This is a genomic window from Streptococcus sp. SCPM-O-B-15294 (M123) (assembly GCF_058200455.1).
Map to the genome: position 1 here is coordinate 52,696 of NZ_JBYQGU010000006.1, position 15,917 is coordinate 68,612.

Sequence of the window (15,917 nt, forward strand, 5' to 3'; positions counted from 1 at the left end):
AGGAGGAAGGATGCACCATATTAGTAAATACAGTCTTTTGCTGTCATCATTTTTATTTTGTGGCATTGGTTTTGTTCTCTTTGTAAATCCAATTGAAAAAATTGCCACCTTTAGTTGGTTGATTTCTCTGGGCTTTTTCTTGATTTCAGTTTCGCGCTTATCACGTTACTACCGTTTACGAACCCAAGCGACCTTGTCGGATCCCTATTTATTTCAAAGTGTGGTCTCGCTAGTCTTTGCAGTCTATCTCTTACTATATGGCTACAAGACCTTGCCAATTGTCTTTCCAATCACACTCGGTATTTGGCTCTTGTATAAGTCTGCCTTGAGTTTAAAAAAGGCCCATTACCTATCCAAACGATCAGAAGAATTATCCAAGAAGTTCACTTTTTGGGGACTGATTGAGCTGTTTATAGGTTTATTTCTCATTGTCAGTCCTTTGTCCATCAGTATCTTCTTGTTACATATTTTGGGCTTGTTCTTCTTCGTGATTGGGGTCCAATCTTTGAGGCTCTTTTTAAAACTTCATAACGAGGAGTAAAGAACTCCTGTCTGTGTTTTTGCAGACAGGTTCTTTTTTGTAAATGAAATTGAGAGAATTCTTGAAAAACAATTGAAACCCTTTTCACATTTTGGTATACTAGTGTCAAGAGAATAGGAACAAAGGAGTGTAAAATGTCCAAAAAAATTATTGGTATTGACTTAGGTGGAACATCTGTCAAATTTGCAATTTTGACGCAAGAAGGAGAGATTCAAGAGAAGTGGTCTATCAAGACCAACATTCTTGACGAAGGAAGCCATATCGTTCCTGATATCATCGCTTCCATCAAACACCGCTTGGAATTGTTGAACTTATCCGCAGAAGATTTTATTGGAATCGGTATGGGATCTCCTGGTGCAGTGGATCGCTTCGAAGGAACTGTCGTTGGTGCTTATAACCTCAACTGGAAAACTGTACAGCCTATCAAGAAAGATATCGAGTCTGCCTTGGGAATTCCTTTCTTCATCGATAATGATGCCAACGTTGCTGCCCTTGGTGAACGTTGGAAAGGGGCTGGTGAAAACCAACCAGATGTCGTTTTCATGACACTTGGAACTGGTGTTGGCGGCGGTATCGTAGCAGAAGGAAAACTCTTGCACGGTGCTGGTGGTGTTGCTGGTGAACTTGGCCATATCACAGTTGATTTCGATCGTCCATTTGATTGTACCTGTGGTAAGAAAGGTTGCTTGGAAACAGTAGCTTCAGCGACTGGTATTGTCAATTTGACCCGCCGTTATGCTGATGAATACGCAGGAGATGCGACCTTGAAACGTCTTATTGATGATGGCGAAGAAGTTACAGCTAAGACAGTCTTTGATCTTGCTAAAGATGGAGATGAGTTGGCTTTGATTGTCTACCGTCATTTCTCTCAATACCTTGGTATTGCTTGTGCCAACATCGCTAGTGTCTTGAACCCTGCGAACATTGTCATCGGTGGTGGTGTATCAGCAGCAGGCCAATTCCTCTTGGATGGGGTTCAAAAGGTTTTTGATGAAAATACCTTCCCACAAGTCCGTACGTCAACCCAATTGGTGCTTGCTAATCTTGGAAATGATGCAGGAGTTATTGGAGCTGCATCACTTGTCCTACAATAGAATTTATTTGAAAGAGATCCAAATCGTATCATTTGGATCTCTTTTCTTATATCCTGTGTTATAATGTAGGTATTACAGTATTTAAGGAGATTGAATGACAAAAGCAGATATCCTTTTTAAAGAAAATATTCGAAAAATTATGGAAGAAGGCGTCTGGTCTGAGCAAGCTCGACCCAAGTATAAGGATGGCACAACTGCCAATTCCAAGTACATCACAGGTGCTTTTATGGAGTTTGATCTTGCCAAGGGCGAGTTCCCTATTACGACCCTTCGTCCTATCGCCATCAAGTCAGCCATCAAGGAAATGCTCTGGATCTACCAGGACCAGTCCAATAGTCTGGAACTCCTAAATGACAAGTACCAAGTTCATTACTGGAATGACTGGGAAGTAGGAGATACAGGAACAATTGGAGAGCGCTATGGTGCTGTCGTTAAAAAGCACGACATCATCAACAAGATTCTCAAACAGCTGGAAGCCAATCCCTGGAATCGTCGCAATATCATTTCTCTATGGGACTACCAAGCCTTTGAGGAGAGCGCAGGACTCTTACCTTGTGCTTTTCAAACCATGTTTGATGTGCGCCGTATAGATGGAGAAATCTATCTGGATGCGACCTTGACCCAACGTTCGAATGACATGTTGGTAGCACACCATATCAATGCCATGCAGTATGTAGCGCTTCAAATGATGATTGCCAAGCACTTTGGCTGGAAGGTTGGCAAGTTCTTTTACTTTATTAACAACCTCCACATCTATGATAACCAATTCGAACAGGCAGAAGAATTACTTCGGCGCGAGCCATCTGATTGCCAGCCTCGTTTGGTATTGAACGTACCAGATGGCACCAATTTCTTTGAGATTAAAGCCGAGGACTTTGTTTTGGAAGATTATGATCCAGTCAAACCTCAATTGAAGTTTGATTTGGCAATTTAGAAATGCAACTTACAAACACAATGTATATAGGAAGAAAGTTATGATTTTTTCATAAAAATGAATTCTACTTCCTATTTTTTAAATCTACCGGTTAGTAATATCATCAAAAATTTAAAAAATGATTAGTTTTTTGAGTCATTTCGCTTTGATATTTTAAATTAATCTGATAGAATATATAAGGTTTAAAATATAGGCCAATAAATTAGCTTATTAATTGTTAAAAATTATGGAGGAAAATATGGGTAAAGATTTATTTAATGATCGCATTAGCAGATTTTCGATTCGTAAATTGAATGTCGGAGTTTGCTCTGTCCTTTTAGGAACACTCGTTATGGTTGGTACAGCGTCTAGCGTAGCAGCCGAAGAAAACGCAGAGAGCCAAGCAACTGTTGCTACAACAACAGAAGAAGCAACTCAACCTGCTACAACAACAGAAGCTGCTGCTTCTACGACAACTGAAGCACCCACTACAACAAGTGAAGCTTCAACTTCAGCTACTACTTACAAAGCTGAAGCGCCAGTAACTGCTGCAGGTGCAACACCAGCAACAACTACTGAACCAAAAACTGTGGCTACTGAAGATAAAGCAGCTGTAGCAAGTCCTGTGGCAACAGAAGCTTCAACAAACCCTAACAACAAGGGAACAGAAGCAACTGCAACAGATAAGAAAGAAGAAGTGGCTGCAGGTGTCGCAGCTCCAGCTACTGAAACTCCTGCTGTAACAGCAGAAACTTCTGGCAAACGCCGTACTCGTCGTGCTCTCGGTGACGCAAATGATCCAAGCTTGATTGGGGATGACGTTGAGGACGCAACTTCAACTCCAAAGGTTGAAAAACCAGGCTTTACAACAGATCTTGATGCCAAATCTATGACTAGCCAGATTACTTGGTTGGACTTTGGAGATGTAGCCAACTGGACAGGGGCAAAAACAGTCCTCGTTCCTAAAAATGACCAATTTCCTGATAAAGATTTAGAAGAAAAATTAGCTCTTCAAGTTGGCGCTACCTATACCAAGGAAATCATGCCTGGCTATGTAGTCACTGTAAAAGTCAAATCCTTGAAACCTTTCCAAGCGACTGAAATCTATAAAAAGCGTATGGAAGACCAAGGGGCTACAGAAGCTGAAAAAGCAACCTATGATCCAAATGCAAAAAATGGCTATGTAAAGGGTGTTACTTCAACAGGGGCTAAAAAAGCTTTTAATGATGGCGAAGAAGCCGACGTTGTCGCTGATGCTCAAAATAATTGGACTGAAATTAGACTTGAAAACGTTGATACGAAAACCAAGAAGACTACCATGAGTTCAGCTATGAATGGTGGGAATATTGGAGTTCAGTTTGAAATCTCTGCAACCTTCCGTGGCAAGACAGTTAAGCCAGCTGTTGTCATGGCTGATGGCGAGTCTGCCAACCCTGGTGAATTTGTTATGTTCACTACCAACGGACAAGGTTGGCAGCACATTGGGGAATGGAAGAAATTTACCAGACCATCCACCTCTGAAACTTACGTTCCGCAAGATACAGATAACCTTTTGGGGCCTAAACCTAAATATAATAACATTAACCTAAGACAACTTCGTAATTCTGATCAAGTTGGACCAGATAAGAAACCAGTAGCTTGGAAATATTTCGGAAATCCTGACCAAGTAACTGGTGGTCTTGGGACTGGCGTCTTTGGACCAAACATTTCTGCAGGTAATTATACTGTTCCACTCGTGATGACACGTGGTGCCTCTGAAGTTGGACTTTACATCGCTTCGGCTGGTAAACAGTCTGCTATGCTAGGATTCTTCCCACTTGATGAAGGGGATGCTCCTGAGTCATATGGTAAGGCAGTTCATACCATTGCAACCGTAGACGGTGTTACTGGAGCTAAAGTAAATCAACCGTATCTTGGTAACGTGAGTCCTGATATGGATGAAAACACGACTCTTGACTGGTTCGGTGATGATAAGGCAACTACGGCCGATGAAGGAATTGACCAATTACTTCCAGATGAACTCAAAGGGACAACCAATGAGATGATCAAGATGGATCGTACACGCCCAGGTAACTACAAAATGTCAGTTCAAGCCCATTTGGATGGAGCTTCAGAAGCTTATATCTATGGTTGGGTAGACTTTAACCAAAACGGTACCTTTGATGAAGATGAACGCTCTAATCTTGCAACAGTGACCCAAGATGGTACAGTCGAGTTGACCTTTGCAAACAGCAAGACTTACATCGATCCTAGCGTCAACGAGCTTGGTGCTCGTGTCCGTATTGCTAAGAAAGCTACTGAGATTGAAAACCCAACGGGTATGGCCTTCTCAGGTGAAGTAGAAGACTTCAAGACTCAAATCACCCACCCACCAAAAGGGGAATTCAAGGAAACTTCTGGTCCTCAAGCTACCAAACAAACAGCGACTGTAACCTTTACAGCACGTGGAGAGCACAAGTATCAACGTAACTCTCAGGCAGTCATCGACGAAACTGTAGAACCATACATCGTTGACAAAGATGGTAACCGTGCAACTCTTGATGCAGAAGGTTACTACGTAGTTCCAGGTCAAGGTAAATACAAGATTACTGCCAATGGTAAAGACGTAGACGTTGAATTTATCCCAGAAGATAACTTCCTAGGAACTGCAGATGGTATCTCTATCCGTCGTGTAGATAACAATGGTTACGATACGGGTTGGTCATCAAAATTCCCAGATCAAGAACCAAACATTGATGGTCAGTTGAATACTATGGATGGTCAATACGTTCCAACAGTCACTCCGATTGAAATCGAAGGGGTTGACAAGACATCGACTGATATTCAAGGTGCAACTCAAAAAGAAACACCAACCTTTAACACAACTGCTACTAACGCAAAAGGTGACAAGATTGCAGTCACTCCAAGTGCAGAATATCCTGCTAAGTTGGTAGACCCAGCAACTGGTCGTACTACTGATGAGACGTCTGTAACAGTAGCTGGAGAAGGAACATACACGATCAATCCTTCAACAGGTGAAGTAACCTTCACTCCAGAACCAAGCTTTGTAGGAACAGCTAAAGGCATTGAAGTTACATTGTCAGCACCAGTTGGTCGTAATAAAGATGGTAAGGTTCAAGAGGAGTACATTAAGACTGCTACGGCTAAGTACACACCAACAGTTGTAGGAGTAACACCAACAGCAACACCAGCTGAAACAAAAGATATCCAAGGTGCCACTCAAACAGGTAAACCTGAATTCAAGGGTGGTACAGTTGAAGTAAACGGTGTTGAAAAGACTGTTCCAATCAACGAAGATGTTCCAGCAACATTTGACGATGGATCAACAACTAAGACCGTTGAAGGCGTTGGTAAATTTACGGTTGCAGCAGATGGTACAGTAACATTCGTTCCAGAACCAAACTTTGTAGGAACTGCACCAGCGGTGACAGTTGTCCGCGAAGATAAGAATGGAACAAAAGCTTCAGCGACATACACACCAACTGTTGTAGGAGTAACGCCAACAGCAACACCAGCTGAAACAACAGACATCCAAGGTGCAACACAAACAGGTAAACCTGAATTCAAGGGTGGTACAGTTGAAGTTAACGGCGTTGAGAAAACTGTTGAAATCAACGAAGATGTTCCAGCAACATTCGACGATGGTTCAACAACTAAGACTGTTGAAGGTGTTGGTACTTACACAGTAGCAGCAGACGGAACAGTAACCTTCGTTCCAGAAAAATCATTCGTCGGAACTGCACCAGCCGTGACAGTTGTCCGCGAAGATAAGAACGGAACAAAAGCTTCAGCGACATACACACCAACTGTAACTCCTGTAACACCAACGGCTGAAGATGCAACTACAACTGACAAACAAGGTCAAACACAATCCGGTAAACCAACCTTCACACCAGGTAATGAAAATGTCCCAATGGATGATGATACACCTGCAACATTTGAAGATGGATCAACAAGCAAGACAATTCCAGGTGAAGGAACTTACACAGTAGCTCCAGATGGAACTGTTACTTTCGTACCAGAAAAAACATTCACAGGAACAGGTACAGGCGTAACTGTGAAACGTGTTGATAAGAACGGTACACCAGTTACAGCTAAGTACACACCAACTGTAACTCCAGTAACACCAACTGCAACTCCAGCAGAATCAGAAGCACCTCAAGGTGTGGTTCAAACTGGAACTGTAACCTTCACAGAAGGTGACCCAGTTGCACCAATCGACAAGGATACCATTACTCTTCTTGACGAAAATGGCCAACCAGCAGAATCTGTAGTTGCCAAGTCACCAGAAGGTAAAGAAATCGGTACTTTCACAGTCGATAAAGAAACAGGTGTTGTAACCTTCACACCGACTGATAAATCTTACTCAGGTGAAGTCGTTCCAGTTAAGGTTCAAGCTAAAGATGCTAACGGAACAGCTGTAGAAACAACCTACACACCTAAGATTACTCCAGTCGTGCCAACTGCTGAACCTGCAACATCTACAGATATCCAAGGTAAAACACAAACAGGTACACCGACCTTCACTCCTGGTAACCCTGCAATCCCAATGGATGATGATGTGCCAGCAACCTTTGAAGATGGTTCAACTACGAAGACAATTCCAGGTGAAGGAACTTACACAGTTGCTCCAGACGGAACAGTAACCTTCGTACCAGAGAAATCATTCACAGGAACAGGTACAGGCGTAACAGTGAAACGTGTTGATAAGAACGGTACTCCAGTTACTGCAACTTACACACCAACTGTAACACCAGTAACACCAACTGCTGAGCCAGCAACTTCAACTGACAAGCAAGGTCAAACCCAAACAGGAAAACCAACCTTCACAGCTGGTCATGAAAATGTTCCTTTGAACGACGCAGTTCCTGCAACCTTTGAAGATGGTTCAACTACCAAAGAAATTCTTGGTGTTGGTATCTACACAGTAGCAGCTGATGGTACTGTAACCTTCACACCAGACCCACGCTTTGTTGGTGAAGCACCAGCAGTGACAGTCGTTCGTGAAGATATGAACGGAACCAAAGCTTCTGCAACTTACACACCAACTGTAACTCCAATTACTCCAACAGCAGAACCAGCTACATCAGAAGCACCTCAAGGAATTGTTCAAACAGGCAAACCAACCTTCACAGAAGGTGATCCAATTGCACCAATGAACCCTTCAACCTTGAAACTTTATGATGATTCTGGTAACCCAACTGATCAATTGGATGCCTTCTCACCTGCAGGAGATATCATTGGTATCTTCACAGTAGATAAAGAGAAGGGTGAAGTGATCTTCACTCCAACTAACAAAGCTTACTCAGGTGAAGTTCTTCCTGTAGGTGTTCAGATGGAAGATGCAAACGGTACAATTGCTCGTACAACTTACACACCATTCATCACTCCAGTAGTTCCAACAGCAGAACCAGCTACATCAACTGATATCCAAGGTGCTACACAAACAGGTAAACCAAGCTTCACAGAAGGAAACCCTGCAGTACCAATGGACGATGATGTACCTGCAACATTCGTTGATGGCTCAACGACTAAGGTGGTTCCAGGTGAAGGAACTTACACAGTTGCTCCAGACGGAACAGTAACCTTCGTACCAGAGAAATCATTTGTCGGAACTGCCACAGGTATCGTGGTTCAACGCCAAGATAAGAATGGTACAGTTGTGAAAGCAATGTACACACCAACTGTAACTCCTGTGACACCAACTGGTACTCCAGCAGTATCTACTGATGTACAAGGTGCGACTCAAACTGGTAAACCAAGCTTCACAGAAGGTGACAGCCGTGTGCCATTGAACGATGAAGTTCCAGCAACATTTGACGATGGATCAACTACGAAGACAGTTGAAGGTGTTGGTACTTATACTGTAGCCCCAGACGGAACAGTGACATTTGTACCAGAGAAATCATTTGTCGGAACTGCACCAGCAGTGACAGTGGTTCGTGAAGATGTGAACGGAACAAAAGCTTCTGCGACCTACACACCAACTGTAACTCCTGTGACTCCAACAGCTGAGCCAGCAACTTCTACAGACATCCAAGGTCAAACACAATCTGGTAAACCAACCTTCACACCTGGTAACCCAAGTGTACCAATGGATGATGAGGTTCCAGCAACCTTCGAAGATGGATCAACTACTAAAGTTATTCCAGGTGAAGGAACTTACACCGTTTCTCCAGACGGAACAGTAACCTTCGTACCAGAAAAATCATTCACAGGAACAGGTACAGGCGTAACAGTGAAACGTGTTGATAAGAACGGTACTCCAATTACCGCTACTTACACACCAACAGTAACACCAGTTGCTCCAACAGGTGAACCAGTTACATCAATTGGTAAGAAGGGTGCTACTCAAACAGGTAAACCAAGCTTCACAGAAGGTGATAGCCGTGTACCAATGAATGACGAAGTTCCAGCAACCTTTGAAGATGGTTCAACTACGAAGACAATTCCTGGTGTTGGTACTTACACAGTAGCAGCAGACGGAACAGTAACCTTCACTCCAGAACCTGAATTTACAGGAACTGCACCAGCAGTGACAGTAGTTCGTGAAGATGTGAACGGAACAAAAGCTTCTGCAACTTACACACCAACTGTCTTGCCAGTAACAACATTCGTTGACGAAAATGGCAAAGAAATTCCAGGCTTCCCAACTGAAGATGGTGAACAACCTAAGAAAGACATTCCTGGTTATGAGTTCGTGAAGACTGTGGTAGATGCAAATGGTAATACACAACACATCTACAAACAAGTTGTAACACCTGCTCCAGAAACTCCTTCAACTCCAGAAACTAAGGAAGTTGCATTCATCAATCCAACTGATGAAAAAGCAGTTCTTCCTAAGACTGGTACAGAGGAAAGTTCAAAAACTGGTCTTGCAATTCTTAGCGCTTTGACAGGTCTCTCATTATTCGGACTTGCTAAACGCAAAAAAGAAGACTAAGTTCTAGGATTTGTCTCATCAAAACCGCGAGAAATCGCGGTTTTTTTGACGAAAAAAATAGAAAGTTTTGATCGTGGAACCAATAGTTGGAAACTGTCTTTTCAAGAAAAATTTGATAAAATAGGAGTATCAGTGTAAAGGATGTAAGAATGAGTAAGAAAGTAATTGGCATTTGGGCTCAGACAAAGAATGGAGTTATCGGCAAGGATCAGGTCATGCCTTGGCATTTACCAGCTGAATTGCAGCACTTTAAACAAACGACAACGGGCCATGCGATCCTTATGGGGAGAGTTACCTACGAAGGATTAAACAAACGCGTCCTTCCAAATCGGACCAATATCATTCTCTCTAGAGATGACAAGTATGATGTAGAGAATGAAAGGGTCTTGTTAAAAACTTCCGTAGAGGACGTTTTAGACTGGTATAAGGATCAGGATCAGTCGCTCTTTATTATCGGTGGGGAGAAGGTGATTCGCCTGTTCGAGTCTTATCTAGAGGAGCTCTATCAGACTGTGATTGATGCTGAATTGGATGGAGATACCTATTTCCCAGAAGACTTCCATTGGGATCAGTTCCAGTTATTAGACGAGCGGACGATCGAAAAAGACGAAAAAAACCCTTATGACTTTACCATTAGACATTTTGAAAGAAAGGAAGACTAGTTCATGGAACGTAGTATCTTTGGCTTTTTTACAGCCGTTCTATGTGTGATTTGCTTAGTATGTGCTTCCCAGACTCTTCGGAAGAAGCGCTATGGCTTAGCCACCCTCTTCTTATTAAATGCCTTTACCAATCTTGTGAATTCGATTCACGCCTTTTATATGACTTTATTTAAATAAATTACAAACAGACTTTAGAATCGGGAGAAGAAAATGCCTACAAATCAATCAAATGATATGATGGTTTATTGTTCGTTTTGTGGTAAGAACCAAGACGAAGTACAGAAGATTATCGCAGGGAACAACGCCTTTATCTGTAATGAATGTGTTGAGTTAGCTCAAGAAATCATTCGCGAAGAACTAGCTGAGGAAGTCTTGGTAGACCTCTCAGAGGTTCCAAAACCAATCGAACTCCTCAATATCCTTAACCACTATGTTATCGGTCAGGATCGTGCTAAACGAGCCCTCGCAGTAGCGGTATATAATCACTACAAACGGATTAACTTCCACGAAAATCGTGAAGAAGACAATGATGTGGATCTCCAAAAATCAAACATTTTGATGGTGGGACCTACAGGTTCAGGAAAAACTTTCTTGGCTCAAACACTTGCTAAGAGCTTGAACGTGCCATTTGCCATTGCGGATGCGACAGCCTTGACAGAAGCAGGTTATGTCGGAGAAGACGTTGAAAACATCCTTCTGAAGCTCTTGCAAGCAGCTGACTTCAATATTGAACGTGCAGAGCGTGGCATCATCTACGTTGATGAAATCGATAAGATTGCTAAGAAGAGTGAGAACGTCTCTATCACCCGTGATGTGTCTGGTGAAGGGGTACAACAAGCTCTCTTGAAGATCATCGAAGGAACTGTAGCGAGCGTGCCACCTCAAGGCGGACGCAAGCACCCACAACAAGAAATGATCCAAGTTGATACCAAGAATATCCTCTTCATCGTTGGTGGAGCCTTTGATGGGATTGAAGAAATCGTGAAGCAACGTCTAGGTGAGAAGATCATCGGATTTGGTCAAAATAACAAAGCCATCGATGAATCAAGCTCTTATATGCAAGAAATCATTGCAGAAGATATCCAAAAATTCGGCATTATTCCTGAGTTAATCGGTCGTCTTCCAGTTCTTGCTGCATTAGAGCAATTGACAGTGGATGACCTGGTTCGTATTTTGAAAGAACCAAGAAATGCATTGGTGAAACAATACCAAGCTCTCTTATCCTTTGACGACGTTGAATTGGAATTTGATGACGAAGCGCTTGAAGAAATTGCAAGCAAGGCCATCGAACGTAAGACTGGTGCTCGCGGACTACGCTCCATCATCGAAGAAACGATGTTGGATGTGATGTTTGAAGTTCCGAGTCAAGAAGATGTCAAACTGGTTCGAATCACCAAAGAAGCAGTTAACGGAACTGAAAAACCAATTTTAGAAACTGCCTAGAAAGAAATTCTATGAAAGTAAATACTCATAATGCGGATATTCTCTTGAGCGCTACCAATAAAAGCCATTATCCTCAAGATGATATCCCAGAAGTTGCACTTGCCGGTCGATCAAATGTCGGCAAGTCTTCTTTTATTAATACCATGCTGAATCGTAAGAACTTGGCCCGTACATCAGGAAAACCAGGAAAAACACAATTATTGAACTTTTTCAATATCGATGACAAACTTCGTTTTGTCGATGTACCTGGCTATGGATATGCTCGTGTTTCCAAAAAAGAACGCGAGAAATGGGGCAAAATGATTGAAGAATATCTGACATCAAGAGAGAATTTAAGAGCTGTTGTCAGCTTGGTTGATCTTCGTCATGAACCCTCGGCAGATGATGTCCAGATGTACGAGTTTTTGAAATATTACGAAATCCCTGTTATCTTGGTTGCGACCAAAGCCGACAAAATTCCAAGAGGAAAATGGAACAAGCATGAATCCATGATCAAGAAGAAGTTAGATTTTGATAAAACAGATACCTTTATAATCTTCTCATCGGTCAATAAAACTGGAGTAGAAGAAGCTTGGGATGCAATTTTTGACTATAGTTTTTCGGAATAAATCGTATTATTACTAACCTGTTATTTATTTGTTTGATTTATCTCGATATTGTAATTAAAATGTAATATTGAGCTCAACAATTTAATGCTTTTCTGTGCTATAATCATCTTAAAGAGTTTTCATTAAAACATTAGGAGATTATCACATTGAAAAAATTACTAAATAAATCGAAATTGATTGGATCCTTAGTAGCTCTGGTAGCTGCAGGAACAGTTGCGGCAGCCATGAGTGAGCACGTAGGAAACGTTGGAGCTAATGATGAAGCATATTCTCAATATGCAGATCCAACAGAAGCCTTCATCTCACAAATCGGTGAATCTGCTCGCCAACTTGGTCAAGAAAATGACCTGTATGCATCAGTTATGATTGCTCAAGCCATCCTAGAGAGTGGAGCTGGTCAATCTGGTTTGTCATCTTATCCACACTACAACCTTTTTGGTATTAAAGGTAGCTATGCTGGTCAATCAGCAGTGATGCAAACATGGGAAGATGACGGTAATGGAAATGCTTATACTATCAACGATGCTTTCCGTTCATACCCTAGCTACTATGAATCATTGCAAGACTATGTTGCTGTTTTGAAACAAGGTCACTTTGCTGGCGCTTGGAAAAGCAATACAACTAGCTATCAGGATGCAACTGCAGCCTTAACGGGTGTCTATGCTACTGATACAAGTTACTATGCTAAATTGAACCACATCATCGAAACTTACAACCTTACTCAGTATGATTCACCTAGTGTCTATGGTGGCTATGAAGGCACAGTCTACAACCCATATCGCCAACAATACACAACTCAAGAGATCTTGAACTTGGATATCGCTTGGGCAAATCGTTTCTTGTAAGATATGAATTAAATTGAATGATAAACAGGCCATTAAGGTCTGTTTTTTCTTCTCTTCGGGTTAAATCGTTGTTTTATAGAACACAAAATTTTTGCTAATATTTTTTTGAAAACCTTTTCAGGGAGTTGGAACTATGATATAATGAAGAAGTTCACAAATTCAATATATAAGGAGATTCAGATGGGAGAATCAAATTTTGTTCTTAAAGTAGAAGCAGCATGTCAGAAGAAGGAAGAACTATATACAGCTTCTAAAGCTCGGTATGCTGTCCGCTCTATGTTTGCGGGTGCATTTCTAACAATGAGTACAGCAGTTGGGATTGTGGGTGCAGATTTGCTCAATACCTTCTTGCCAGGTTCTGGTCGTTTCTTGTTCCCATTTATTTTTGCCTGGGGATTGGTTTATTTACTATTTTTAAATAGTGAGCTAACGACTTCAAATATGATGTATCTGACAGCTGGTGTTTATCTAAAGAAGATAAATTGGAAGAAAGCTTTAGAGATTCTACTTTATTGTACATTCTTTAATCTAGTTGGCGCCTTGTTCCTCGCATTTCTTTTCAATCAGACAAGTGCTTTTTCTCATTTGAATCCAAAAGGATTCCTTGGCTCGGTTGTAGAGATGAAGCTCCAACGTTCCAATCAATTGATTTTCTTTGAAGGAGTGATTGCTAACATCTTTGTTAACATAGCAATCTTGTCCTACCTTTTCTTTAAAGATGAAACAGCGAAAGTTCTGATGGCTTTGTCAGCTATTTATATGTTTGTTTTCCTTACCAATGAACACATCGCAGCGAACTTTGCTTCTTTCTCATTAGCTACATTTAATTCTATTTCTAAAGATTTGCCTCATTTAGAGTTCTTCAATGTACTTCGTCATTATGCAGTCACTTTTGTAGGTAACTGGGTAGGTGGAGGAGTGATCATGGGCTTAGCCTATGCATGGCTCAATCGTACTAAGACGATCTATAAAGATTAATTATTTTTTAAAAAAAGTTTGCAAAAATACTTGCATTCTTTTTTTTTATGTGATACACTAAATAACGGTTTGAAAAAACTGCCTAAGACAGTAGGGGAGCTCGACTCATAAAGATCCTACCGAGGACAAAACGTATCATGTAAAAGAAGCGTATTGTACTTTCGTGTCTAGGTTTGGGCGCGTTTTTCTTTTGGAAAAATTCCCCAAGCAAAATAATTACGGAGGTGAACACACTAATGAGTGAAGCAATTATTGCTAAGAAAGCGGAACTAGTTGACGTAGTAGCTGAGAAAATGAAAGCTGCTGCATCAATCGTCGTTGTAGACGCTCGTGGTTTGACAGTAGAACAAGATACAGTTCTTCGTCGTGAGCTTCGTGGAAGCGAAGTTGAGTACAAAGTGATCAAAAACTCAATCTTACGTCGTGCAGCTGAAAAAGCTGGTCTTGAAGATCTTGCATCTGTTTTTGTTGGACCATCTGCAGTAGCATTTTCTAACGAAGATGTTATCGCACCAGCGAAAATCTTGAACGACTTTGCTAAAAACGCTGAAGCACTTGAAATCAAAGGTGGTGCAATCGAAGGCGCTGTCGCATCTAAAGAAGAGATTCTTGCTCTTGCAACTCTTCCAAACCGCGAAGGACTTCTTTCTATGCTCCTTTCTGTACTTCAAGCGCCAGTGCGCAACGTTGCTCTTGCAGTCAAAGCGGTTGCAGACAACAAAGAAGACGCAGCTTAATCTTAAGCTACGCAGCGTAGCCTAGCTACAATAAAATAAAAACATAAAATATATAAACTTATTTGGAGGAAATAACAATGGCATTGAACATTGAAAACATTATTGCTGAAATTAAAGAAGCTTCAATCCTTGAATTGAACGACCTTGTAAAAGCTATCGAAGAAGAATTTGGTGTAACTGCAGCTGCTCCTGTAGCTGTTGCTGCAGCTGGTGCTGCTGACGCTGGTGCTGCTAAAGATTCATTCGACGTTGAATTGACATCTGCAGGCGACAAGAAAGTCGGCGTTATCAAAGTTGTACGTGAAATCACTGGTCTTGGTCTTAAAGAAGCTAAAGAACTTGTTGATGGTGCACCTGGCGTTATCAAAGAAGGTGTTGCTACAGCTGAAGCTGAAGAAATCAAAGCTAAATTGGAAGAAGCTGGAGCTTCAGTTACTCTTAAATAATCGAGTTTCCAATCAAAACGAAAACCGAGGTTTAGGCCTCGGTTTTTTTATTCTTTAGGAATTGTAAATAATTATCAAGTTCAAGAATTCTTTATTTAAATTCTCCAATAATCAATATATTGAAAACGTTTTATTTATTTGTTAAAATAGTTTTAATAAGTTAAAAGGAGATTACTTATGAAATATTTTAAACGTCTGGTCTTTATTGCTTTGTTTGCTTTTAGCGCTTTGTTTCTTGTTTCCTGCGCTGGGGCTGGCTCTAGCGATAATGGTGTCTATGTATTTGAACCTACGTCAGAAGAAATCCTAGAAATGGTGGAAAAAGAAACTGGGACAAATAGTGCTGCTAACCTTTTCGTTGATCAACTAAAAATTAAAGTGGAACTTGAAATTAAGGATAATTCAGGAAAAATATCTGCTTCAGTTAGTATGTTTGGTAACAAGCAAGAGAAATCTGTAGATATAAAAGTAGATCAAAAGAACAAAACTTTTTGGTCAGAAGAGGATCCTGAGAAAAAGGTGACATATAAGATCGAAGGAGATGTTTTAACAGTCGAAAATTCTGACCTAGACATTGGAGATGAAAATACGTCAGCATTCTTAAAATACGTAAAATTCAAACGTCAAAAATAAAATATAGAAAGTAGATAGTATAGGGCTATCTACTTTTTTGTCTCTAGAAAATAGGTATTGAACCGATAAAAAGC

13 protein-coding genes and 1 other annotated feature are annotated in these 15,917 nt (G+C 41.1%); all 13 genes read left to right on the plus strand.

Translation table 11 applies throughout. The features are described 5' to 3' along the window. The first annotated feature begins 10 nt into the window (after positions 1-10). The 13 genes from AC3E8G_RS05475 (at position 11) to AC3E8G_RS05535 (ending at position 15,843) form a co-directional block, all read left to right on the plus strand. Positions 11-541 carry a DUF308 domain-containing protein gene (locus AC3E8G_RS05475; RefSeq protein ID WP_048716088.1) on the plus strand — a complete coding sequence of 177 codons (531 nt, stop codon included), beginning with the start codon at positions 11-13 and terminating at the stop codon, positions 539-541. Between the two features lie 134 nt (positions 542-675). Beyond that, positions 676-1,635, plus strand: a complete 960-nt coding sequence (locus AC3E8G_RS05480; RefSeq protein WP_048716086.1) for an ROK family glucokinase — start codon at positions 676-678, stop codon at positions 1,633-1,635. 94 nt (positions 1,636-1,729) lie between these two features. Then, positions 1,730-2,569 carry a thymidylate synthase gene (locus tag AC3E8G_RS05485; protein WP_154858040.1) on the plus strand — a complete coding sequence of 280 codons (840 nt, stop codon included), beginning with the start codon at positions 1,730-1,732 and terminating at the stop codon, positions 2,567-2,569. 238 nt (positions 2,570-2,807) lie between these two features. Beyond that, on the plus strand, positions 2,808-9,491 hold the full coding sequence (locus tag AC3E8G_RS05490) for a CshA/CshB family fibrillar adhesin-related protein (protein WP_490677200.1): 6,684 nt from the start codon (positions 2,808-2,810) through the stop codon (positions 9,489-9,491). 149 nt (positions 9,492-9,640) lie between these two features. Next, the gene (locus AC3E8G_RS05495; protein WP_154858044.1) at positions 9,641-10,153 is read left to right on the plus strand and encodes a dihydrofolate reductase; all 513 of its coding nucleotides are present in this window, start codon (positions 9,641-9,643) and stop codon (positions 10,151-10,153) included. 3 nt (positions 10,154-10,156) lie between these two features. After that, positions 10,157-10,330, plus strand: coding sequence for a hypothetical protein (locus AC3E8G_RS05500; RefSeq protein WP_006596311.1), 174 nt, complete (start codon positions 10,157-10,159; stop codon positions 10,328-10,330). Between the two features lie 33 nt (positions 10,331-10,363). Next, a complete protein-coding gene (gene clpX / locus AC3E8G_RS05505; RefSeq protein ID WP_490677201.1) occupies positions 10,364-11,596 on the plus strand; it encodes an ATP-dependent Clp protease ATP-binding subunit ClpX in 1,233 nt (410 codons plus the stop codon). Positions 11,597-11,607: 11 nt separating this feature from the next. After that, entirely contained in the window at positions 11,608-12,204 is a 597-nt protein-coding gene (gene yihA / locus AC3E8G_RS05510) for a ribosome biogenesis GTP-binding protein YihA/YsxC (RefSeq protein ID WP_048788790.1), read from the plus strand. 146 nt (positions 12,205-12,350) lie between these two features. Next, positions 12,351-13,049 (plus strand): glucosaminidase domain-containing protein, encoded by a 699-nt coding sequence (locus AC3E8G_RS05515; protein WP_414284056.1) that lies wholly within the window; start codon positions 12,351-12,353, stop codon positions 13,047-13,049. A gap of 180 nt (positions 13,050-13,229) precedes the next feature. Continuing rightward, positions 13,230-14,027 (plus strand): formate/nitrite transporter family protein, encoded by a 798-nt coding sequence (locus AC3E8G_RS05520; protein WP_414285919.1) that lies wholly within the window; start codon positions 13,230-13,232, stop codon positions 14,025-14,027. A 63-nt stretch (positions 14,028-14,090) separates the two neighbouring features. Beyond that, positions 14,091-14,225 (plus strand) — a sequence feature (ribosomal protein L10 leader region). Between the two features lie 38 nt (positions 14,226-14,263). Further along, positions 14,264-14,764, plus strand: coding sequence for a 50S ribosomal protein L10 (rplJ, locus tag AC3E8G_RS05525; protein WP_001287273.1), 501 nt, complete (start codon positions 14,264-14,266; stop codon positions 14,762-14,764). A 77-nt stretch (positions 14,765-14,841) separates the two neighbouring features. Next, the gene (gene rplL / locus AC3E8G_RS05530) at positions 14,842-15,210 is read left to right on the plus strand and encodes a 50S ribosomal protein L7/L12 (RefSeq protein ID WP_154858055.1); all 369 of its coding nucleotides are present in this window, start codon (positions 14,842-14,844) and stop codon (positions 15,208-15,210) included. 177 nt (positions 15,211-15,387) lie between these two features. Further along, positions 15,388-15,843: a hypothetical protein gene (locus tag AC3E8G_RS05535; RefSeq protein WP_414285920.1), complete on the plus strand. Its 456-nt coding sequence runs from the start codon at positions 15,388-15,390 to the stop codon at positions 15,841-15,843. Positions 15,844-15,917: the final 74 nt, after the last annotated feature.

What these genes read in the sequence shown, in the direction of transcription:
- AC3E8G_RS05495 (WP_154858044.1), top strand. Translation starts at nt 9,641, where the DNA reads ATGAGTAAGAAAGTAATTGGCATTTGGGCTCAGACAAAGAATGGAGTT.
- AC3E8G_RS05475 (WP_048716088.1), top strand. Translation starts at nt 11, where the DNA reads ATGCACCATATTAGTAAATACAGTCTTTTGCTGTCATCATTTTTATTT.
- clpX (WP_490677201.1), top strand. Translation starts at nt 10,364, where the DNA reads ATGCCTACAAATCAATCAAATGATATGATGGTTTATTGTTCGTTTTGT.
- yihA (WP_048788790.1), top strand. Translation starts at nt 11,608, where the DNA reads ATGAAAGTAAATACTCATAATGCGGATATTCTCTTGAGCGCTACCAAT.
- AC3E8G_RS05520 (WP_414285919.1), top strand. Translation starts at nt 13,230, where the DNA reads ATGGGAGAATCAAATTTTGTTCTTAAAGTAGAAGCAGCATGTCAGAAG.
- rplL (WP_154858055.1), top strand. Translation starts at nt 14,842, where the DNA reads ATGGCATTGAACATTGAAAACATTATTGCTGAAATTAAAGAAGCTTCA.
- AC3E8G_RS05490 (WP_490677200.1), top strand. Translation starts at nt 2,808, where the DNA reads ATGGGTAAAGATTTATTTAATGATCGCATTAGCAGATTTTCGATTCGT.
- AC3E8G_RS05535 (WP_414285920.1), top strand. Translation starts at nt 15,388, where the DNA reads ATGAAATATTTTAAACGTCTGGTCTTTATTGCTTTGTTTGCTTTTAGC.
- rplJ (WP_001287273.1), top strand. Translation starts at nt 14,264, where the DNA reads ATGAGTGAAGCAATTATTGCTAAGAAAGCGGAACTAGTTGACGTAGTA.
- AC3E8G_RS05500 (WP_006596311.1), top strand. Translation starts at nt 10,157, where the DNA reads ATGGAACGTAGTATCTTTGGCTTTTTTACAGCCGTTCTATGTGTGATT.
- AC3E8G_RS05480 (WP_048716086.1), top strand. Translation starts at nt 676, where the DNA reads ATGTCCAAAAAAATTATTGGTATTGACTTAGGTGGAACATCTGTCAAA.
- AC3E8G_RS05485 (WP_154858040.1), top strand. Translation starts at nt 1,730, where the DNA reads ATGACAAAAGCAGATATCCTTTTTAAAGAAAATATTCGAAAAATTATG.